We start from the raw sequence: 19,433 nt of genomic DNA on the forward strand, positions 1-19,433 counted from the left end.
CGCCGCTCAGCGCAGCGGCGCGACCGTGCCCACCTGGAAAGGACCGAGGAGGATCCGCCCGTCCGCGAAGCGGATGGGCGGCAGCCTGGTCATCCCCGGCGCACCCGGAGCCTGGGCATCGGCCCTGCCGCCGCCGAGCACGGAGAGACCTCCGGCGATGAGGCCGCCGAGTCCGTTGCCGCCGATGCCGAAGCGCGAGAGCAACCCCTCGAGGCCTGCCACCGACGCATCGATGGTGCCCTCCGGCCGATGCAGCACATCGATCCCGAGCCTTCCGCTTGCCTCCAGCGACTGCGGGCCCTTGACGAGGGCAAGGCGGGTCAGCTCCACCGCCCCATCGCGTTCCCGCCAGGCCTCCAGGCGGGTGGGGGTGGCGCCACGGGCCAATATCTCGGCATCGGTCACCGTTGCGCGCAATGTCATGTCCGCGGCGTCCGAGGTCGCGAGAAGGGCGTCTAGCTCGGGCACACTTGCCTTGCGCAGATCAAGCGCGAGGTCATAGGCACCGGGGCGCTCGGGCGCACGCCGGGCATGGAATTCCATGGCCTCCGCCTGGAAACGGCCCCCAGTCGAATCAGGCGCGCTCACCGTAAGCGTCGGCTCCGCGATGCTCACGGCGATCCGCTCGGGTAGATCGTCGGCGATGACAACGCTCGCATCGAAGCGCCGCCAGTCCAGCGTCAGGCCGGCATCGTTGACCGTGCTGCGCGCCACGAGCGGCCCCTCGACCTCCAGGATAACGTGCTGCGGGCGATAGACCTGCGAGACCGCGAGGAAGCGCTTCAGCTCGCCCGTGGCAGGGCCGATGTTGGTCTCGCCCGTGAAGGTGGCGTTCTCGCAACGCAGCTCGAAGCGGAAGGGAAAGCCTCCAACCGAGCGCTGCGGGCAGGACCAGCGGCGCCCCTCGGCCGCCTCGCGTGCCAGCCACAATTCGACCGTCTCGAGGGCCCGGGCGCGCGCGCTGAACCAGAAGACGGACCAGCCGGCGACGAGCAGCGCCAGCAGCACGACCGGAAGATAGAGCCCCCAGCGGCTGCGGCGCACGCCGGCCAGGCTGCTGTCGACCTGTTCGCTTTGGTTCAACACCCTCTCCCTTGTTGCACCGCCCCTTCCTAGCTGTTACCCGGCTTGCGGCCAAGCGGCGGCGCGGGCAAGCTCTCGGCGTCGGCGGAAACGGCCTGTCATCGACGAGACGGTTCATCGACGAGACGGAAGGGCATGGGCCACGAATCGGGCGATCTGTGGGTCTTCGGCTATGGCTCGCTGATGTGGCGGCCCGGCTTTCCCTTCATCGACCGCTTTCCCGCCCGGCTCGCCGGCTACCGGCGCTCGCTGTGCATCTATTCGCACGTCCATCGCGGCACCCCGGAGCGGCCGGGCCTCGTCCTCGGACTCGATCGCGGCGGCGCCTGCAAGGGGGTAGCCTTCCGCGTGCCGCGGCCGGAGGTCGCCGAAACGATCGCCTATCTGAGGGCACGGGAACAGGCGACGGCCGTCTATCTGGAGCGCTACCTGCCGGTGCGCCTCGACGACGGCAGGCACGTGACCGCCCTCACCTATGTGGCGGACCGTCGGCACCGCCAATATGCCGGGGAGCTGCCGCGCGAGGCGCTGCTCGCCATCGTGCGACAGGGCATGGGCCAGTCTGGCCCCAATCCCGAATATGTGCTGAACACTTACGAGCACCTCATGGCGCTCGACGTGCATGACGCAACGCTCGCCTGGCTGGCCGCGCAGCTGCGCTGACGCCAGCCCCGCAACGCCGGATCACTGGAAGGGGCGCAGGTCCCGCGCGACGGCCGCGCGTTCCCCGGCGCTGGTGGCGAGGAGGTGGACGTGGAGCTCCACCGCGCCGCAGGCGCGCATCTGCCCGAACCAGGCGCCGTCGAAGCCCTCGGGCGAGAGCGGGGAGGAATCGCGCACCCCGACGATGCGGCGCGCCTCACCGTCACGGGCGACGGCGATGAGCACGGCGTCGAGATGCGCCTCCTGCCACATGGCCGTCATCGGATAAACCGACACGACATAGCGGCGCCCCGAGCGCCCGCGCCAGGCACGCAGCGGCAGGAGATCGCCGCCCGAGGCGACGTGGAGGGCCTCGTCCTGCACGGCCCGGCGCCCCGCAACGAGCGGGCGGGCCAACGGGCGCGCGACGGGACGGCGCGCCATGTGCATGGGAAATTGGACGACTGCGCTCATATCCGGCTCCATGTTCCCTATTTGTTCCGGACAAAGAGAGAACAAATTAACCATGTTGTCAAGCGCCGAGGCTTCAGCTGATCACGGGGCCTCCGCCCGCTCCGGTGCCGGCTGGATGGTCCCGCCGATCTCCGCAAGGCCTTCGGCATGGAGGCGGCGGGCGACGGGCTCGATCGCTTCGACCAGCGCCGGCACGAGGCTGTCGCGCGGCAGGCCGGCCGGGATCGGCGGCAGGAACTCGACCACGATGGTGCCGGGCCGGCGGATGAAGCGCCGGCGCGGCCAGTAGAGGCCGGAGTTGAGGGCGACCGGCAGGCACGGCACGCCGAGCCGGCCGTAGAGATGGGCGATGCCGTATTTGTAGGCGGGCTCGGCGCCCGGCGGCCGGCGCGTGCCCTCGGGAAAGATGATGATCTGGCGGCCGTCGCGCGCCTCCTCGGCCGCCTTCTCGGTCATGCGCACCATCGCCCGCGCGCCGCCGCGCCGGTTCACGGGCACCATGTCGGCCTTCCACAGGTACCAGCCGAAGAAGGGGATGAACATGAGCTCCCGCTTCAGGATAAAGGTGGGATCCGAGAAGAAGGGAACGAGCGCGAAGGTCTCCCACATCGACTGGTGCTTGCAGGCGACGAGGCAGCCCCCCTGCGGGATGTTGGCGAGGCCGCGCACCTCGAGACGCGTGCCGGCAATGACGCGCAGGAGCCACAGGGAGCTCCGGGCCCAGCCGCGCGCCACCGCCATCAGGGCGCGCCGCGGCAGGAGCATCGTCGGCAGGCAGATGACGAGCCACACGGCGAGGTTGGCGTAGAAGGCGATGTTGAAGGCGAGGGAACGGAGAGCGAGCATGGCATCCGGCGGCATCTGCGCGCGCGGGCCGGCGCGCCGCTGACCGCCTAGCGCAGCACGGGAACGGTCGCAACCGGTTTGCGGCCGCCGACGAAGACCGCGACGCGCGAATCTTCCGGATCGCGCTCCACATAGGTGCGCGCCACCGCGACGAGATACTTCAGATATTCCATGAAGAGCAGCTTCGCGGCCACGGGGTCGCGCCACCACCGCTCTGTGTCGATGCGGTCGGCCGAGACGGCATGCGGCACGAGTTCGGTCTCGGGCAGGACATTGCCGAGCTCCACCAGCGAGCGCGGCATGTGGTAGTTCGACGTCACCACGATCAGCGAGCGGAAGGCGTGCTGTTGCACCCAGCGCCGCGTCTCGATGGCGTTGCCGATCGTATTGCGCGCCCGGTAGTCGAGATCGACGCAGCAGTCGACGAGATCGCCGAGTTCCGGGTTGAGATCGGCGAGTTGGGCCGGCGTCGTGTGCTTGTTGACGCCGCTGATCAGGAGACGGCGGGCATAGCCCTGCTTCAGCAGGTCGGCAGCATCGGCGATGCGCTGGGCGCCGCCGGTCAGGGCCACCACGGCATCGGCGCTCGCGTTCACCCGCCGCTCCGCGCGCCCGACCATGTCGGTGAACACGAAGAAACCGACGGCGAAGGCAAGGCAGGCGAGAAGGCCGGCCGCAGCCACGCCACGGCGCAGCACCAGCCATCCCCTGCCGCGCCGCGGGGGCACTGCCGTCGCCACGGCGGACGGCTCGCCTTCGGCAGGATCGACCGCGACCGGCTCGTTGCCCACGACGCTCATGCTTTCAACCTTTCGCCGCGAAGCATAACGACGAATGCGGCGGGCACTAGGCAGAAAGCGCGCACAGCCACGCGTTGTCAGCCCAGCCCACTCAGGTGACGGCGCACCGTGACGCGCGAGACGAGCGCCGTCACGGCGGCGACGATCGCCGCCACCACGACGACGGCGCCATAGCCGCGCCAGCCGATGTCGAAAGCCCCGAACAGCGCCTCGATCTGATCGCCGCCCGGACTCGCGCGCCAGTAGCCGGCGAGAAAGCCGAGCGCCGCGATGAGCAGGATGGCCGCGAGGCAGCCAATGGCCCCACCTCTGAGGCCGAGGCCGAGGAACCTCAGCTGGAACTCGCGGGCGATGAAGCGGTCATCCGCGCCCACGAAATGCAGCACCTCCAGGATCTCGCGGCTGCTCGCCACGGCCCCGCGCGTCGCGAAGGCGATGGCCAGCGCCGCCGCCGTGAGCACCAGGCCGACGATGGCGAGCGCGATGACGACGAGGGTGCCCGCCATGGTCGACAGGCGCGCGATCCACAGGCGGTGATCGTCGAGGCTCGCGGTCGGCACCTGCTCGGCCAGTTGCTGCTTCATGCCGGCAAGGTCCGGCGTGATGCCGCCCTTGAGGCGGACGACGACAAGCCGCGGCACCGGCAGTTCGACGAGGTCGAGCCCCGTGCCGAGCCAGGGCGCCAGCAGCCGCTCCGCCTCCTCCTTCGAATAGACGGAGACGGAATCGACCTGCGGGTCGGCACCCGCCACCGCGGTGGCAGTGGCGACATCGGCCTCGATGTCACGCTGGGTGTTGGGCTTCACCTGGATGGTGACCTCGCGCGAGATCGAGGAGCGCCATTCGGCCGAGGCGCCGGCGACGAGCTCGGCGGCACCGGCCGCGAGCGCGGCGAGGAAGGTCAGGATGGCGATGACGGTGACGAGCGCCCGGCCGGCGACCGAATCGGCCGGGACGAGCGGCTGGTTGCGCCGCAGCGTCTCTGGCAGCGGCCCGAGGTCGGGCTCTGCGACCGGTTGGACGGTGGTCTGTTCGGCGCGGCGCATCATGCGATCACTCGTAGATATGCAGGCGGCCTTCGCCAAGCACCAGGCGCCGAGCGTCCACCTGATCCATGAGCGCAAGATCGTGCGTGGCGATGATCACCGACGTGCCGAGCCGGTTGAGCTCCACGAAGAGGCGCAGCAGGCGTCTGGCGAGGCTGGGGTCAACATTGCCGGTCGGCTCGTCGGCAAGGAGTAGCTCCGGCCGGGCGATGAGGGCGCGGGCAATGGCCGCGCGCTGCTTTTCGCCGCCCGAGAGCACAGGCGGCAGCACGTGCATGCGTTCGCCGAGGCCAACCCAGCGCAGCAGTTCCACCACCTCGGCACGGTAGCCCGCTTCCTCCCGCCCCTGCACGCGCAGCGGCAGAGCGACGTTCTCGTATGTGGTGAGATGGTCGAGCAGCCGGAAGTCCTGGAAGACGACGCCCATGCGCCGGCGCAGGGCTGTCAACGCGTCCCCGCCGATCTGGGATACATCCTCGCCGAACAGCGTGATGAGGCCCCGCGTGGGCTTGAGCGCGAGAAGAATGAGGCGCAGCAGCGTCGTCTTGCCCGCGCCCGACGGGCCGGTCAGGAACTGGAACGAGCGCGGCTCGATCGAGAACGTCAGGTCTCTCAGCACCTCCGGCCCCATGCCGTAGCGCAGTCCGACATTGTCGAAACGAACCACCAGTCACCTCCTCGCGGCCGCGGCGCGTTCACGGTTCGTTAACCATGAGGGCCGACCAATTGGTGTTACGCGGATGCCTGTCCTACCCGGGGCAGGCCGCGCAAGCCAGCCTGATTCGCCATGCCCATTGTCTGTCCTTCCCGCGCCAACGCCTATAGGGTCATACGCGCGGAGGCGCGGGCGCCCCGGCAGCGGATGGATCCGCGCCCGGACCCTGCCCGCCCGTCCTACTTGCACCCATCGCCGGTGGCGGCTAAGCGGCAGCGTGCGCTTCGCCGTGGGCAACGATAAAGGCCAGACCATGCAGACCAAGAGCATCCGGGTTCTGTTCGACGAGAGCAAGATCGCCGCCCGCAACGAGGACATCGCCAGGGCCGTAGCGGCCTCCAAGCCGCACGACCTGCTCGTCGTCGCCGTGCTCAAGGGCAGTTTCATGTTCGCGGCCGATCTCATTCGCGCGCTGCACAGGGCCGGGCTCGAGCCGCAGGTCGAGTTCGTGCACATGTCGAGCTATCGCGAGGCAACCGTTTCCTCCGGGCAGGTCGAAATCCTGAAGGATGTCGAGAGCGACGTACGCGACCGCGACGTGCTGCTCGTCGACGACATCCTCGAATCGGGCCGCACCCTCGCCTTCGCAAAAGACCTTCTGATGGCGCGCGGCGCGCGCACCGTGAAATCCGCCGTCCTGCTCGAGAAGCCGGGCAAGCGCGCGGTTCAGATCGATGCCGACTACATCGGCTTCGAATGCCCGGACCTGTTCGTGGTCGGCTACGGCATGGACGTCGCCCACCGCTACCGGCAACTGCCGTTCGTCGGCGTCGTGGAGACAGAAGACAAGGACCGCAAGGAGCAGTGACGATGGCGCATATTCTGCTCGTCGACGATGAGGAAGGCGTCCGCGGCTTCCTGAAGCGCGGGCTGGAGATCGACGGCCATGCGGTCGTCACGGCCATCGACGGCGAGGACGGCCTTGCCCGTCTCGACCAGCACGAGGGCCGTTTCGACCTCCTGCTCACCGATATCCGCATGCCCATCATGGACGGGATCGCCCTCGCGCATGCGGCCAAGCGCTCCTACCCCGAGCTTCCGGTCATGTTGATGACCGGCTTCGCCGACCAGCGCGAGCGGGCAGGTTCCCTCGACGGCATCGTCATCGACGTCCTGACAAAACCCTTCTCACTGGCGGACCTGCGCACGAGCGTGCGGGACGCGTTGAGCTGAAGGCGGCCACCGCCATGCGCCCGGCGCAGTCGGACGCTTCGTCGCGCCGCTTGCGTCGCCTGCCGGCTGGCGTCATATGCACGCATCCCGGTTCGCGCGCCGCAAGGAGCTTCCCATGACCGCGCCCCAGAAGCCCTGGTCCGCCCGCACCCTCGCCGCGCAGGCCATGGGTGTCACCGATCCGGTGACCAAGGCCGTGGTGCCGCCTATCCATGTGGCGACGACCTATATCCGGGACGAGGACAACGCCTATTCGTCGGGCTACGTCTACGGCCGGCCCGACAACGCCACGACGCGCGAGGCCGAGGCCGTCCTCGCCATGCTGGAGGGGGGCAAGGAGGCGCTGCTCTTCGGCTCAGGCATGGCCGCAGCCACTGCCCTTTTCCAGGCGCTCGACCCCGGCGACCACATTGTCGCGCCGACCGTGATGTACTGGGCGCTGCGCCACTGGCTGGCGAACGAGGCCAGGCGCTGGGGCCTCCTCGTCGATTTCGTCGATACCGCCGATCTTGACGCACTGCGCGCCGCCGTCACGCCCGGCCGCACCAGGCTCGTCTGGATTGAGACCCCGTCTAACCCGCTGTGGACGATCACCGACATTGCCGCCGCCGCCGAGATCGCCCATGCAGCCGGCGCGCGCCTTGCGGTCGATTCCACCACCGCCTCGCCCTTCCACAGCCAGCCGCTGGCGCTCGGCGCCGATATCGTGATGCATGCGGCGACAAAGATCCTCAACGGCCATTCGGATGTCGTCGCCGGGGCGCTCGCCACCGGTGCCGAGGACGACTTCTGGGCCCGCATCACGACGATCCGTAGGGGTCAGGGCGGCATTCTCGGCCCCTTCGAGGCCTATCTCCTGATGCGCGGTATGCGCACCTTCCACTTGCGCGCCGCGGCCCAGAGCGCCTCGGCTGCAACGCTCGCCGAACGGCTCGCCGCTCATCCCGCGGTGGCGAAGGTGCTCTATCCGGGCCTGCCGGGCCACCCTGGCCATGCCGTCGCGGCCCGGCAGATGGCGAACGGCTTCGGCTACATGCTGTCGATCCGGCTCGCAGCCGGCCCACAGGCGGCCATCGCGACGGCCGCGAAGGTCCAGCTGTGGAAGCGGGCGACTTCCCTCGGCGGCGTCGAGAGCCTGATCGAGCATCGCGCCTCCATCGAGGGGGCGGGATCGCCCTGCCCGCCCGATCTCCTGCGCCTGTCGGTCGGCATCGAGGATCCGCAGGATCTCTACGATGACCTGTCCTCCGCGCTCGAGCGGGCGACCCGGCACGGCTGAGACCGCATCCGACGTCAGCCCCCGACCGCGGGGCGCGGTGCCGCCTTCCGGCACGCTTCGCCGCTTCCGTGCGACGCCGAGTCCGTCCGGCCGCCGAGGGCCACGACGAGATTGCGCGCGGCAGAGCGTACAAGCCGGGCGACAGCCGGCAGATCGACGGCATCGACGGCCGGCGCGCGGCGGGCGAGCCCTTCGGCCACAAGCGCTTCAAGGCCCGCTTCCGACACCAGCATGTAGCGCGTGAATGGCCGAAATGTGCCCGGGCTCGTCTCCAGCCGCACCAGCATCTTGTCATCGGGACCGACACAGGCGAGCGCTTGGGTGACGTTGATGGCGCCGGCCCGGTTCAAGGTGAAGCGCAGGGACCGGCAAACGTCGGCCGCGACGAACCACAACCCGCCAGCGCGTTCAACGAACCGCACCTCGTCGCCGGTCTCCGGCCAAGGCAGGCGAAAAACGGTATCGGCTTCGAAACTCTCCAGGGCCCACCCCATCGCCGGTACGCTCCCCTCGCTCGTTGCGCCATTCCGATAGCTGACAACGCAACGCGCGGCGTGGCAACACCCGCCGGCAGCCATGGGGCTTTTGCAGGAGCGCCCGCGCGGCACCACCTGGCGGGTGGCGCAGGCACTTCAGGCCGTCAGGACCTTCTCGATATCGTAGACCGGGTGGGAGGTGAGCGTCTTGTCCACCTCGGCGACGATGCGCTCGCTGACCTCCTTGTGGAAGGCCTTGCGCAATTCGCCGAGCGTCTGCGGCGGAGCGACGACGACAAGCCGCTCGAATCGCTTTTCGTGCGCCGCCCGGTAGAGTGTTTCTGCCACCTCGCTCGCGAATCGATCCTTGGCGAGACGGTGCCAGTCCGTCGGCTCGATGGCACTCTTGTTGTTGCTGGGCCGGCCACGGTTCATGCGGCCCGGCACGTCCGTAGCCTGCTCGCGATTGGGCGGATTGTCCTGCGCGAAGACATTCTCGACGACAAGGTTCGGATAGGCGGCGTCCCCCTCGTTGCGGAATAAGAGCGCCTTCTCTCCGTCGCCGACGAGAACCCAGGTGTCGTGGGCAAGGCGTAGTCCGCTCATCATGGTCCTCCTTGGCTGCATTGACTTATGTGGGAAGCGGGCACGCGCGATGCCAGACACGCGCGTGAAAGCCCTTCAGGAAGCGAACACGGCAAAGGTCAGGACAGTTCCTCGATCAGGCGGCGGGCGATGACCTGGGCCTGGATCTCGGCAGCGCCTTCAAAGATCGACAGGATGCGCGCATCGCACAGCACGCGCGACACCGGATATTCGAGCGCAAAGCCGTTGCCGCCGTGGATCTGCACAGCATTGTCTGCCGCCGCCCAGGCGACGCGGGCTGCCAGAAGCTTCGCCATGCCAGCCTCGAGATCGCAACGCCGGCCCTCGTCCTTGGCGCGGGCGGCGAAATAGGTGAGCTGACGGGCAAGCATGATCTCGACCGCCATCATGACGAGCTTGTCGGCAACCCGCGGGAAGTGGATGAGGCTCTTGCCGAACTGCATCCGCTCCTCGCCATAGCGCAGGCCGAGCTCGAAGGCCGATTGCGCGACGCCAAGGGCGCGCGCCGCCGTCTGGATGCGGGCCGCCTCGAAGGTCTGCATCAGTTGCTTGAAACCCTGCCCCTCGTGCCCGCCGAGAAGATTGGCCGCCGGCACCTCGAAGCCATCGAAGGCGAGTTCGTACTCCTTCATGCCGCGATAGCCGAGCACCTCGATCTCGCCACCCGTCAACCCCGCCACCGGGAAGGGGTCTTCATCCGTGCCGCGCGGTTTCTCGGCCAGCAGGATGGAAAGGCCGCGGTGGCCGGGCTCGGCCGGGTCGGTGCGCACGAGCAGGGTCATGAGGTCGGCACGCACGGGATGCGTGATCCAGGTCTTGTTGCCGTGGACCTTGTAGACTTCGCCCTCGCGCAGGGCGCGCGCCTTCAGGGACGCGAGGTCCGAACCGGTGTTCGGCTCCGTGAAGACCGCCGTCGGCAGGATCTCTCCGCTCGCGATCTTCGGCAGGAAACGTGCTTTCTGCTCCTCCGTGCCGCCGCCGAGGATCAGTTCGGCCGCGATCTCGGAGCGCGTGCCGAGGGAGCCGACGCCGATATAGCCGCGCGACAGCTCCTCCGAGACGACGCACATGGACACCTTGGACAGTCCCATGCCGCCGTATTGTTCGGGGATGGTGAGGCCGAAGACACCGAGCGCGGCCATGTCGGCGATGATCTCGAGCGGAATGTAGCTGTTGCTGCGATGCCAGTCCTGCGCGTGCGGCATGACCTCCGCATCGGCGAACCGGCGCATCTCGGCGCGGATGGCCTCGAGCGTCTCGTCGAGACCGGTGTCGCCGATGCTCGAGGCGCCATCGCGCTGGCGGATGAGCATCGCCAGCCGGGCACGGTTTTCAGCCGTATTGCCTTGAGCTATGAGCGTCCGCAGCGCCGGTGTACGCAAGGTGGCAAGCGCCGCTTCGTCGAAACCGAAGACATCAGGCCGCACGATCTCGCCCTGGCTCATGGGGATGCCGCCGAAGACCTGCGCGCAATATTCGCCCGCGCCTATGGCGAGGATGAGTTCCTCCACCTCGCCGAAGCGGCCTTCCCCGGCGAGCCGATCGGCCCAGGCGGCGAGCTCGCGCACGGCCGTGGCATAGGTCGCGATCCAGGCGAGACCATGGGCCATGTGCTGGGCGCGGTCGAGCCTGTCCGGCGCGATACGCCCCTCCATCATGACGGTGATCCGTGTCGCCTCTGTCGCGGTCCCTGTCAGTGCGCCGAGTGCCTTGGCCGCCTCGCGGGCGAGGGTGCGCAGATCGGTCGGTATCGTGCTCGCGGCAGCGGCAGGGCTCATCATGTCTCCCTTTCGTTATCGTTTCTTAATGGAGCGCTCAGGCATCGAGCCGGGCGCGGGCGCGCTCGACGACCCGGACGATGCCGGCCATCACCTCGTCGAGCGCATAGTCCTTCGGCGTGTAGACGGCGGAGACGCCGATGTTCTGCAGCACCAGTTCGTCCTCCGGCGGGATGATGCCGCCGACGACGACCGGAATGTGGTCCAGTCCCTCGGAGCGCAGCCGCGCCATGACGTCGCGCACGAGCGGCACGTGGGAGCCAGAGAGGATGGAGAGGCCGATGACATGGGCATCAACCGCGCGGGCCCGGGCCACGATGTCCGCCGGGGTCTGGCGGATGCCGTCGTAGGTCACGTCCATGCCGACATCGCGGGCGCGCAGGGCCACCTGCTCGGCACCGTTGGAATGGCCGTCGAGCCCCGGCTTGCCGACGACGAGGCGCGGCGGACCGCCGAGCTTTTCCGCAAGATCAGCCACCAGCAGGCGCACATCGCGGTCGACCTCGGGCGAGCGCGTCTCAATGGAGACGCCGGTCGGCGCACGGTATTCGCCGAAGACGCGGCGCAGGGTCTCGCCCCATTCGCCGGTGGTGACGCCGGCACGGGCGCAGCGGATCGATGGCTCCATGATGTTGCGCGCCTCGCGCGCCGCGGCCTCGAGATCGGAAAGCGCCGCCGCAACCTCGCTGCCGTTGCGCCGGGCCCGCCACTCCCTGAGCCGGGCCACGGCCTCCATCTCGACCGTCTCCGGCACGGTGAGAATGGCCCCCTCCCCAGCCAGGAGCGGGGAAGGCTCGCTCTCCGTCCAGCGGTTGACACCGACGACGACCTGCTCGCCCGCCTCGATGGCAGCGAGCCGGGCCGCATTCGATTCAACGAGCGCCCGCTTGAGATAGCCGGTCTCGACCGCGGCGACGGCCCCGCCGAGCGACTCGATGCGGGCGAGTTCCGCCCGCGCCGCATCCTTCAACGCCTCTGCCTTCTCCTCGATCACGCGGGAACCGTCGAAGATGTCGTCATATTCGAGCAGGTCCGTCTCGTAGGCCATGATCTGCTGCATGCGCAGCGACCATTGCTGGTCGAAGGTACGCGGCAGGCCGAGCGCCTCGTTCCACGCGGGCAACTGCACGGCGCGCGCGCGCGCCTTCTTGGAGAGCACGACGGCGAGCATCTCGATGAGGATGCGGTAGACGTTGTTCTCGGGCTGCTGCTCGGTGAGGCCGAGGGAATTGACCTGAACGCCGTAGCGGAAGAGGCGCTTTTTCGCATCCGTGATGCCGTAACGATCGACGCAGATCTCATCCCACAGTTCCGCGAAGGCGCGCATCTTGCAGAGCTCGGTGATGAAGCGCATGCCCGCGTTGACGAAGAAGGAAATGCGCCCGACGACCTCGGCGAAGGTCTCCTCATCCACCTCGCCGCTACCCCGCACGGTGTCGAGGACGGCAATGGCCGTGGCGAGCGCGAACGACAACTCCTGCACGGGTGTCGCGCCCGCCTCCTGCAGGTGGTAGGAGCAGACGTTCATCGGATTCCACTTCGGCACCTCACGCGTCGTGAACAACACGATGTCCTTGGTGAGGCGCATCGACGGCACCGGCGGGAAGACATAGGTGCCGCGCGAGAGATATTCCTTGACGATGTCGTTCTGCGTCGTGCCCGCGAGGCGCCCTCGCGCGGCACCCTGCCCGTCAGCAACAGCGATGTAGAGCGACAGCAGCCACGCCGCCGTCGCATTGATCGTCATGGAGGTGTTCATCTCCGCGAGCGGGATGCCCTCGAAGAGGGTGCGCATGTCGCCGATATGGGCGATGGAGACACCGACCTTGCCTACCTCGCCGCGAGCGAGCGCATGGTCCGGGTCGTAACCGGTCTGCGTCGGCAGGTCGAAGGCGACCGACAGACCGGTCTGGCCGCGCGCGAGATTGGTGCGGTAGAGCCGGTTTGATTCCGCCGCCGTCGAATGGCCCGCGTAGGTGCGGAAGATCCAGGGCCTGTCCCGGTGCGGGCGCGCGCCGCCGTCTCGCTCGCTCATGCCGTCTCCCCATCATGCGCTCGCGGGTTCGTTTTTCCCGCGCTGCTGTTCTGACGTCATGGTGCGGCGCAGCAACCCGCGCTGCAAGCGCAAAATGCCGGATTGGCCGAAGGTCGAATGCAACCGGCGCCCGCCAACGGGCGTTTTCGCTTTCGCTGCATCGCAATATCATTCATTCTGTCCATGGCGCAGCGCAGCAGAGCCCCGTCATCAAGAGGGCGCGCCGGGGAAACACGAACGACAGGAGGCCGCATGAACGCCACAGCCAGAGCGACCACCGCGGGCGGCACGGACGAGCGCAAGGACCTTTACGCCATCGGCGAGATTCCGCCTCTCGGCCATGTGCCGGCGAAGATGCATGCCTGGGCCATCCGCAAGGAGCGGCACGGGCCACCGGAAGAATCGATGCAGCTCGAAGTTGTGCCGACCTGGACCATCGGCGACGACGAGGTGCTGGTGCTCGTGATGGCCGCCGGCGTCAACTACAATGGCGTCTGGGCCGCGCTCGGCCAGCCGATTTCGGTGCTCGACGTCCACAAGCAGCCATACCATGTGGCCGGCTCCGACGCCGCCGGCATCGTCTGGGCCGTCGGCTCCAAGGTGAGACGCTGGAAGGTTGGCGACGAAGTCGTCGTGCACTGCAACCAGGACGACGGCGACGACGAGGAGTGCAACGGCGGCGATCCGATGTTCTCGCCCTCGCAGCGCATCTGGGGCTATGAGACGCCGGACGGCTCCTTCGGCCAGTTCTGCCGCGTGCAGTCGCGCCAGCTCATGGAGCGGCCGAAGCACCTGACGTGGGAGGAATGCGCCTCCTACACGCTGACCCTCGCCACCGCCTACCGCATGCTCTTCGGCCACGCGCCGCATACGCTGAAGCCCGGCGACAACGTGCTCGTCTGGGGCGCCTCGGGGGGGCTCGGCGTTTTCGGCGTGCAGCTGTGCGCCGCCGCCGGCGCCAATGCCATCGGCATCATCTCCGACGAGGACAAGCGCGACTACGTGCTCGGCCTCGGCGCCAAGGGCGTCATCAACCGCAGGGACTTCAACTGCTGGGGGCAATTGCCCAAGGTGAACTCGCCCGAATATGCCGCCTGGACGCAGGAGGCGCGCAAGTTCGGCAAGGCGATCTGGGACATCACCGGCCGGCAAGACGTCGATATCGTCTTCGAGCACCCGGGCGAACAGACCTTCCCGGTCTCGACCCTGGTCGTGAAGCGCGGCGGCATGGTGGTGTTCTGCGCCGGCACAACCGGATTCAACCTCACCTTCGACGCCCGCTACGTCTGGATGCGGCAGAAGCGCATCCAGGGCTCCCACTTCGCCCATCTCAAGCAGGCTGCCGCCGCCAACAAATTCGTCGTCGACCGGCGTATCGACCCATGCATGTCCGAAGTCCTCTCCTGGCACGAGATCCCGGCCGCGCATACCAAGATGTGGAAGAATGAGCACAAGCCCGGCAACATGGCCGTGCTCGTCAATGCGCCGCGGCCCGGCCTGCGGAGCTTCGACGACGTGCTGGAGGCAGCGCGAGAAGGTTGAGTGACCCCCGGACGGTGCTGCGGGCCGATCCATCCGGAGCCCGGCGGATCGCCCGTGGCGCCACCGCCGGGGTCGGCCTCTCCGCCGTCCTGGACGGGCTTGCCCCGGCCATCCACGTCTTGGGCCTCGCACGATCGTCGCGGCATGGATGCCCCCGACGAGTGGTCATGACGGTGGAAAGCTCGCCCCTCGCTACACTAGGCTTCTGCAGTCCTTGGCCTCACTCCGCTACAAGCCGCCATCGTCCACCTCGCGCTCGCGGATCAGCGCGGCGTTGAGCTCGCCGCCAAAGATGAAGATGGCGGACAGGATATAGAGGAAGACGAGCACGATCATGCCGGAGGCGAGGCCGGCATAGGTCGACACGTAATTGGTGGCGAAGCCCTCGAGATAGAGGCCGAAGGCGGTGCCGCCGATGAGCCAGAGCACCAGGGTCGCAGCGATGCCCGGCAGCACCGACCTCACGCTGCGCCGCCCGCCCGGCAGGAGGAGATGGGCAATAAGCAGGGCCACGACGATGACGATCGTCGCCACGGCAAAGCGCGCCGTGACGATGAGCGGACCGAGCGGGCGCAGTGCCGGCACCTCGGCGACGATCGCGCGCCAGGCAAGCGGACCGAAGACGACGAGGAGGGCGAAGACCATGAGCGCGATGGCTCCGACGAGGACGTAGGCGATCGCCTCGAGCCGTGTCAGCCACCAGGGCCTCCAGTCGTAGCAGTCATAGGCGCGATTAAGGCCGATGCGCAGCGATTCGACGCCGTTCGAGGAGAAATAGACCGCAAGGAGAGCGCCGACCGTCAGGAGGTCGCGCCGCTGCTGGGTCATGACCTTGCGCACCTCGCCGGCCACCGAACCGGCAACCTCGCTCGGCCAGGTTTCGAAGATGAGGTCGGCGACGCCGCGGGCAAGATCGGTCGAGCCGATGAAACCGGCGAGCGCCGTGACGAGAATGAGGAACGGAAAGAGCGACATCAGGCCGGACAAGGCGATGTGGCTCGCGATCGCCCAGCCATCATGATCATTGAACCGTTCGAAGGCCCGCCAGAGGACGCGTGCCGAAATGGCTATCGCCTTCACCGTCGCTCCCCTTGCACGGCGGCCTTTCGCCTCGTGACCTGCATCGCTCCTCCCGGCGCTCGCCCGCCAAGTTCGGCATTCCGGCCGCCGCTGACAAGTCGCATGGCAAGCCGGATGGCGACCGGACACATGGTCGCACGGCTGTGTGGCCGCCCCGACATTGCGGCTCGGCCGCCGCCATGGTTGGGTGCAGCCCCTTCTCGACAACGGATCGACCTGCCTTGCCGTTCCCGCCCTCCATGCCCGCCGAACGGCTGATGCCGGCGCTTTTCGTCGTCATCTGGGCGACAGGCTTCGTCGTGGCGCGCCTCGTCGCGCCCCATGCCGAGCCGTTCACCTTCCTCTTCATCCGCTATTGCCTTACCATAGCCGTGCTCGGTGGCCTGTGCCTCGCCGTTGGCGCGCCCTGGCCGCGGACGGCGCGCGGCTGGCGCGACGGCCTCGTGGCCGGCGTGCTGCTGCACGGCGTCTATCTCGGCGGCGTGTTCTGGTCCGTCGGCCACGGCCTGCCGGCTGGCATCGCCGCGCTCATCGCCGGCATGCAGCCGCTGCTCACCGGGGCGCTCGCCGGGCCCCTCATCGGCGAAAGGGTCAGCCCACGGCGCTGGCTCGGCATCATCACCGGCTTTGCGGGCGCCCTCCTTGTGCTCGTGCCGAAGCTCGGCGGGGTCGACGGCCTCGCGCCGATGGCGGTACTTGCCTGCTCGCTCGGCATGGTGTCCATCACCATGGGAACGTTCTGGCAGAAGCGGACGGGCGCCGGCTCGGACCTGCGCACCAACGCCGTCGTGCAGTTCATCGGGGCGGCGCTCGTGACCCTGCCGGCCATGCTGCTCGCCGGGGACATGCGCTTCGACCCAGCGCCGCCCGCGCTTGCCGGCCTCGCCTGGGCGGTCGTCGTCCTGTCGATCGGGGGCATCCTCCTGCTGATGCACCTCATTCGCCGGGGCGCAGTGGCGGGTGTCGCCTCCCTGCTCTATCTGGTGCCGCCGGTGTCGGCCGTCATGGCCTTCCTTATCTTCGGCGAGAGCCTCGCGCCGCTGCAGATGCTGGGCATGGCCATCGCCGCCGTCGGCGTCGCCATCGCGAGCCGCGGCGCTTAAGACGCGATCATGCTCCACATGTAGAGCGCATCCTCGCCGTAGCTGGCGAGCTTGTCGGCAAGTCCCGGTGCGTCGGCCGCCACGAAGCCGTGGCGCTGCCAGAATGCAGCGGAATTGTTGACGGCCACGAGCGAGAGGTTGTCGGCTCCCGCGATCCGCGCCTGCCGCACGAGATGGGGCAGCGCGGCTGCGGCAGCGCCGGTGCCGCGACCGGGCGGCAACAGGGCGATGTCGTGCAGATAATAGGTGGTCGCGACCGGCGGCAGACGGCCGAGGAGGCTGTCGAGCGGCGGGGGCGCGCCAGCGTGCCAGGGATGGCTGAGGAGATAGCCGGCCGCCTCGCCGTCCCGCTCCAGGATCAGGCAGCCGGCCGGGAAGAGCGCAAGGCGCTCGGCGAAGACCTCTGGCCGTTCGGGAAAGCCCGGATGCACCGCCCGCGCGATGGCATCGACCTCCGGCAGGTCCGTCACCGTCATGGGCCGCCAGCCGGCGCCGGCGGCATCGCTGCCCTCGATCATCGTACCTAAGCGCCGGCCTCGCCCGGCCGGGCGGCGACCAGCATGTAGTTGACATCGAGATCGCGCGACGGACGCCAGCTGTCGGCAAGCGGATTGTAGACCACGCCGGTGCGGTCGAGCACAGAGAGGCCGCCGTCCTCGATGGCGTCGGTGAGCTCGTCCGGCGTGACGAACTTCTCCCAGGAATGGGTGCCGCGCGGCAACCAGCGCAGGACATATTCCGCGCCGACGATGGCGAGCGCATAGGACTTCAGCGTGCGGTTGATGGTCGCCATGAAGAGCAGGCCGCCCGGTTTCACCACCGCGCAGCAGGCCGCGACGAAGGCGCCGACGTCGGCAACATGCTCCACCACCTCCATGGCGCAGACGATATCGAAGCGTTCGCCACGTGCGGCAAGGGCCTCCACCGTCTCATCGCGATAGGCGATGGAAAGGCCCGCACGCTCCGCATGCAGGCGCGCCACCTCCACATTGGTGGTGGCGGGGTCGAGCCCCGTGACCTCCGCCCCGAGGCGCGCCAGAGGCTCGCACAGCAGCCCGCCGCCGCAGCCGATGTCGACCACCGAAAGATCCTGCAGGCAGGTCAGGCTCGCCGGGTCGCGGCCGAAATGCCGCGCCGCCTCGTCGCGGATATAGCCGACGCGGACCGGGTTGAACTTGTGCAGCACGCGCATCGATCCGCGCGGGTCCCACCAGGTGTCGGCGAGCGCGGCGAAGCGCGCCACCTCCCGCTCATCCACCGTGCGGCGCTCACCCGTGCCGTGCCGCGGCTCGCTCCTCGTTCCAGCCATGTCCCTCACCCTCGTCCGGGGGCCTTTCCCGCCGTTGACACGGCAGGGGGCTCCCGTCATCTATACGCGCCTTTTGCGTGCTTGGCGCCAGGCTCCTGGTCGCTGTAGCACCTTCCGTCGTCCTGTAAATGGTGTCAGTCCTGCCATGGCCCGTCTGGTGATGAAGTTCGGCGGCACGTCCGTCGCCAATATCGAACGCATCCGCAACGTGGCCAGGCACGTCAAACGGGAGGTCGACGCCGGCCACCAGGTGGCGGTCGTCGTCTCGGCGATGGCCGGCAAGACGAACGAACTCGTCGGCTGGTGCCGCGAGGCCTCGGCCCTGCACGACGCGCGCGAGTATGACGCGGTCGTCGCCTCCGGCGAGCAGGTGACGGCGGGCCTCCTCGCCATCGTGCTGCAGGACATGGGTATCTGGGCCCGTTCCTGGCAGGGCTGGCAGATACCGATCCTGACCGACGGTGCCCACGGCGCGGCCCGAATCACGGGCGCCGACGGCTCGCGCATCATCCAGCATTTCGAGGAGCGCAACGAGGTCGCGGTCGTCACCGGCTTCCAGGGCATCCACCAGCCGACAAACCGCATCGCGACGCTCGGCCGCGGCGGCTCGGACACGAGCGCGGTGGCGCTCGCCGCCGCCATCCATGCCGACCGCTGCGACATCTACACCGACGTCGACGGCGTCTACACGACGGACCCGCGCATCGTGCCCCAGGCCCGGCGCCTCGACCGCGTCTCCTTCGAGGAGATGCTCGAGATGGCCTCGCTCGGCGCCAAGGTGCTGCAGGTGCGCTCGGTCGAGCTCGCCATGACCCATAATGTGAAGACTTTCGTGCGTTCCAGCTTCGACGATCCCGCCGATCCCAAGCCGGGCACGTTGATCTGTGACGAGGAGGATATCGTGGAACAGCAGATCGTCACCGGCATCGCCTATTCCAAGGACGAGGCCCAGATCACGCTCCGCCGCGTCGCCGACAAGCCGGGCGTCGCCGCCGCGATCTTCGTGCCGCTGGCCGATGCCAACATCAACGTCGACATGATCATCCAGGTCGTGTCCGACGACACGACGACCACCGACATCACCTTTACCGTGCCGGCCGCCGACTATGAGCGCGCCAAGACGATCCTCGAGAAGGCGCGCGGCGAGATCGGCTATGCCACGCTGCAGGGCGCCACAGACGTGGTGAAGGTCTCGGCCATCGGCGTGGGCATGCGCAGCCACGCCGGCGTCGCCGCCAAGGCCTTCAAGGCGCTCGCCGACAAGGGCATCAACATCCGCGCCATCACGACGTCCGAGATCAAGTTCTCGGTGCTGATCGACGCGGCCTATACAGAGCTTGCGGTGCGCACGCTGCACTCGCTCTACGGGCTCGACAAGGCCTAGAGCGCAGGCAAGACCGGCCCGGTTTCGGGTGGCCTCCTCCCCGCGCGCGGCTAACGTTCAGG

20 protein-coding genes are annotated in these 19,433 nt (G+C 68.5%); 7 read left to right on the top strand and 13 right to left on the bottom strand.

The genetic code is table 11. The annotated features are described in order from the left end of the window. Positions 1–6: 6 nt before the first annotated feature. Positions 7–1,083, bottom strand: coding sequence for a DUF2125 domain-containing protein (locus ASC46_RS12770; protein ID WP_055459702.1), 1,077 nt, complete (start codon positions 1,081–1,083; stop codon positions 7–9). Between the two features lie 135 nt (positions 1,084–1,218). Here ASC46_RS12770 and ASC46_RS12775 point away from each other — a divergent pair, with 135 nt between their 5' ends. Beyond that, entirely contained in the window at positions 1,219–1,746 is a 528-nt protein-coding gene (locus tag ASC46_RS12775) for a gamma-glutamylcyclotransferase (protein ID WP_055459703.1), read from the top strand. A 21-nt stretch (positions 1,747–1,767) separates the two neighbouring features. Here the strand turns inward: ASC46_RS12775 and ASC46_RS12780 are convergent, their stop codons facing one another. The 5 genes from ASC46_RS12780 to ftsE all read right to left on the bottom strand — a co-directional run bounded on the left by ASC46_RS12780 (position 1,768) and on the right by ftsE (position 5,522). Continuing rightward, positions 1,768–2,199, bottom strand: a complete 432-nt coding sequence (locus tag ASC46_RS12780; protein WP_141659683.1) for a hypothetical protein — start codon at positions 2,197–2,199, stop codon at positions 1,768–1,770. An 81-nt stretch (positions 2,200–2,280) separates the two neighbouring features. Continuing rightward, the gene (locus tag ASC46_RS12785) at positions 2,281–3,045 is read right to left on the bottom strand and encodes a lysophospholipid acyltransferase family protein (protein WP_055459705.1); all 765 of its coding nucleotides are present in this window, start codon (positions 3,043–3,045) and stop codon (positions 2,281–2,283) included. 47 nt (positions 3,046–3,092) lie between these two features. Next, positions 3,093–3,845: a YdcF family protein gene (locus ASC46_RS12790; protein ID WP_082464826.1), complete on the bottom strand. Its 753-nt coding sequence runs from the start codon at positions 3,843–3,845 to the stop codon at positions 3,093–3,095. 77 nt (positions 3,846–3,922) lie between these two features. Beyond that, a complete protein-coding gene (locus ASC46_RS12795; RefSeq protein WP_055459706.1) occupies positions 3,923–4,894 on the bottom strand; it encodes a cell division protein FtsX in 972 nt (323 codons plus the stop codon). 4 nt (positions 4,895–4,898) lie between these two features. After that, entirely contained in the window at positions 4,899–5,522 is a 624-nt protein-coding gene (ftsE, locus tag ASC46_RS12800) for a cell division ATP-binding protein FtsE (RefSeq protein WP_245280552.1), read from the bottom strand. Between the two features lie 337 nt (positions 5,523–5,859). Here ftsE and hpt point away from each other — a divergent pair, with 337 nt between their 5' ends. From hpt to ASC46_RS12815, 3 genes are all read left to right on the top strand, one after another. Next, positions 5,860–6,414 (top strand): hypoxanthine phosphoribosyltransferase, encoded by a 555-nt coding sequence (hpt, locus tag ASC46_RS12805; RefSeq protein WP_055459708.1) that lies wholly within the window; start codon positions 5,860–5,862, stop codon positions 6,412–6,414. Positions 6,415–6,416: 2 nt separating this feature from the next. Beyond that, a complete protein-coding gene (locus ASC46_RS12810) occupies positions 6,417–6,779 on the top strand; it encodes a response regulator (RefSeq protein WP_055459709.1) in 363 nt (120 codons plus the stop codon). A 115-nt stretch (positions 6,780–6,894) separates the two neighbouring features. Beyond that, on the top strand, positions 6,895–8,058 hold the full coding sequence (locus ASC46_RS12815) for a trans-sulfuration enzyme family protein (RefSeq protein ID WP_055459710.1): 1,164 nt from the start codon (positions 6,895–6,897) through the stop codon (positions 8,056–8,058). Between the two features lie 14 nt (positions 8,059–8,072). Here the strand turns inward: ASC46_RS12815 and ASC46_RS12820 are convergent, their stop codons facing one another. The 4 genes from ASC46_RS12820 to ASC46_RS12835 form a co-directional block, all read right to left on the bottom strand. Then, positions 8,073–8,636: a BRO-N domain-containing protein gene (locus tag ASC46_RS12820; protein WP_141659684.1), complete on the bottom strand. Its 564-nt coding sequence runs from the start codon at positions 8,634–8,636 to the stop codon at positions 8,073–8,075. Positions 8,637–8,690: 54 nt separating this feature from the next. Continuing rightward, a complete protein-coding gene (locus tag ASC46_RS12825) occupies positions 8,691–9,140 on the bottom strand; it encodes a baeRF12 domain-containing protein (RefSeq protein WP_055459903.1) in 450 nt (149 codons plus the stop codon). 98 nt (positions 9,141–9,238) lie between these two features. Then, positions 9,239–10,918 carry an acyl-CoA dehydrogenase family protein gene (locus ASC46_RS12830; RefSeq protein ID WP_055459904.1) on the bottom strand — a complete coding sequence of 560 codons (1,680 nt, stop codon included), beginning with the start codon at positions 10,916–10,918 and terminating at the stop codon, positions 9,239–9,241. Positions 10,919–10,955: 37 nt separating this feature from the next. Then, on the bottom strand, positions 10,956–12,953 hold the full coding sequence (locus tag ASC46_RS12835; protein WP_055459712.1) for a protein meaA: 1,998 nt from the start codon (positions 12,951–12,953) through the stop codon (positions 10,956–10,958). A gap of 252 nt (positions 12,954–13,205) precedes the next feature. Here ASC46_RS12835 and ccrA point away from each other — a divergent pair, with 252 nt between their 5' ends. After that, the gene (gene ccrA / locus ASC46_RS12840; RefSeq protein ID WP_055459713.1) at positions 13,206–14,495 is read left to right on the top strand and encodes a crotonyl-CoA carboxylase/reductase; all 1,290 of its coding nucleotides are present in this window, start codon (positions 13,206–13,208) and stop codon (positions 14,493–14,495) included. 228 nt (positions 14,496–14,723) lie between these two features. Here ccrA and ASC46_RS12845 read toward each other — a convergent pair whose 3' ends face one another. After that, on the bottom strand, positions 14,724–15,575 hold the full coding sequence (locus tag ASC46_RS12845) for a YihY/virulence factor BrkB family protein (RefSeq protein WP_082464827.1): 852 nt from the start codon (positions 15,573–15,575) through the stop codon (positions 14,724–14,726). Between the two features lie 257 nt (positions 15,576–15,832). Here ASC46_RS12845 and ASC46_RS12850 point away from each other — a divergent pair, with 257 nt between their 5' ends. Beyond that, positions 15,833–16,678, top strand: a complete 846-nt coding sequence (locus ASC46_RS12850) for a DMT family transporter (RefSeq protein WP_245280543.1) — start codon at positions 15,833–15,835, stop codon at positions 16,676–16,678. On the opposite strand, the gene ASC46_RS12855 is transcribed toward ASC46_RS12850, so the two are convergent. Both ASC46_RS12855 and ubiG read right to left on the bottom strand, forming a co-directional pair. Further along, positions 16,675–17,196, bottom strand: coding sequence for a GNAT family N-acetyltransferase (locus ASC46_RS12855; protein WP_055459715.1), 522 nt, complete (start codon positions 17,194–17,196; stop codon positions 16,675–16,677). The two genes, ASC46_RS12850 and ASC46_RS12855, sit on opposite strands and share 4 nt — an antisense overlap. Positions 17,197–17,201: 5 nt before the next feature. Next, positions 17,202–17,987 carry a bifunctional 2-polyprenyl-6-hydroxyphenol methylase/3-demethylubiquinol 3-O-methyltransferase UbiG gene (gene ubiG / locus ASC46_RS12860; protein ID WP_055459716.1) on the bottom strand — a complete coding sequence of 262 codons (786 nt, stop codon included), beginning with the start codon at positions 17,985–17,987 and terminating at the stop codon, positions 17,202–17,204. Between the two features lie 145 nt (positions 17,988–18,132). Between ubiG and ASC46_RS12865 the strand changes: the two genes are divergently transcribed. Then, on the top strand, positions 18,133–19,371 hold the full coding sequence (locus ASC46_RS12865) for an aspartate kinase (RefSeq protein WP_055459717.1): 1,239 nt from the start codon (positions 18,133–18,135) through the stop codon (positions 19,369–19,371). The last annotated feature ends 62 nt before the right edge of the window (positions 19,372–19,433 follow it).

The sequence above is a fragment of the Chelatococcus sambhunathii genome (assembly GCF_001418005.1).
Classification (GTDB): domain Bacteria; phylum Pseudomonadota; class Alphaproteobacteria; order Rhizobiales; family Beijerinckiaceae; genus Chelatococcus_A; species Chelatococcus_A sambhunathii.

What these genes read in the sequence shown, in the direction of transcription:
- ASC46_RS12775 (WP_055459703.1), top strand. Translation starts at nt 1,219, where the DNA reads ATGGGCCACGAATCGGGCGATCTGTGGGTCTTCGGCTATGGCTCGCTG.
- ASC46_RS12780 (WP_141659683.1), bottom strand. Translation starts at nt 2,199, where the DNA reads ATGAGCGCAGTCGTCCAATTTCCCATGCACATGGCGCGCCGTCCCGTC.
- ASC46_RS12785 (WP_055459705.1), bottom strand. Translation starts at nt 3,045, where the DNA reads ATGCTCGCTCTCCGTTCCCTCGCCTTCAACATCGCCTTCTACGCCAAC.
- ASC46_RS12790 (WP_082464826.1), bottom strand. Translation starts at nt 3,845, where the DNA reads ATGAGCGTCGTGGGCAACGAGCCGGTCGCGGTCGATCCTGCCGAAGGC.
- ASC46_RS12795 (WP_055459706.1), bottom strand. Translation starts at nt 4,894, where the DNA reads ATGATGCGCCGCGCCGAACAGACCACCGTCCAACCGGTCGCAGAGCCC.
- ftsE (WP_245280552.1), bottom strand. Translation starts at nt 5,522, where the DNA reads ATGGGGCCGGAGGTGCTGAGAGACCTGACGTTCTCGATCGAGCCGCGC.
- hpt (WP_055459708.1), top strand. Translation starts at nt 5,860, where the DNA reads ATGCAGACCAAGAGCATCCGGGTTCTGTTCGACGAGAGCAAGATCGCC.
- ASC46_RS12810 (WP_055459709.1), top strand. Translation starts at nt 6,417, where the DNA reads ATGGCGCATATTCTGCTCGTCGACGATGAGGAAGGCGTCCGCGGCTTC.
- ASC46_RS12815 (WP_055459710.1), top strand. Translation starts at nt 6,895, where the DNA reads ATGACCGCGCCCCAGAAGCCCTGGTCCGCCCGCACCCTCGCCGCGCAG.
- ASC46_RS12820 (WP_141659684.1), bottom strand. Translation starts at nt 8,636, where the DNA reads ATGGCTGCCGGCGGGTGTTGCCACGCCGCGCGTTGCGTTGTCAGCTAT.
- ASC46_RS12825 (WP_055459903.1), bottom strand. Translation starts at nt 9,140, where the DNA reads ATGAGCGGACTACGCCTTGCCCACGACACCTGGGTTCTCGTCGGCGAC.
- ASC46_RS12830 (WP_055459904.1), bottom strand. Translation starts at nt 10,918, where the DNA reads ATGAGCCCTGCCGCTGCCGCGAGCACGATACCGACCGATCTGCGCACC.
- ASC46_RS12835 (WP_055459712.1), bottom strand. Translation starts at nt 12,953, where the DNA reads ATGAGCGAGCGAGACGGCGGCGCGCGCCCGCACCGGGACAGGCCCTGG.
- ccrA (WP_055459713.1), top strand. Translation starts at nt 13,206, where the DNA reads ATGAACGCCACAGCCAGAGCGACCACCGCGGGCGGCACGGACGAGCGC.
- ASC46_RS12850 (WP_245280543.1), top strand. Translation starts at nt 15,833, where the DNA reads ATGCCGGCGCTTTTCGTCGTCATCTGGGCGACAGGCTTCGTCGTGGCG.
- ASC46_RS12855 (WP_055459715.1), bottom strand. Translation starts at nt 17,196, where the DNA reads ATGATCGAGGGCAGCGATGCCGCCGGCGCCGGCTGGCGGCCCATGACG.
- ubiG (WP_055459716.1), bottom strand. Translation starts at nt 17,987, where the DNA reads ATGGCTGGAACGAGGAGCGAGCCGCGGCACGGCACGGGTGAGCGCCGC.
- ASC46_RS12865 (WP_055459717.1), top strand. Translation starts at nt 18,133, where the DNA reads ATGGCCCGTCTGGTGATGAAGTTCGGCGGCACGTCCGTCGCCAATATC.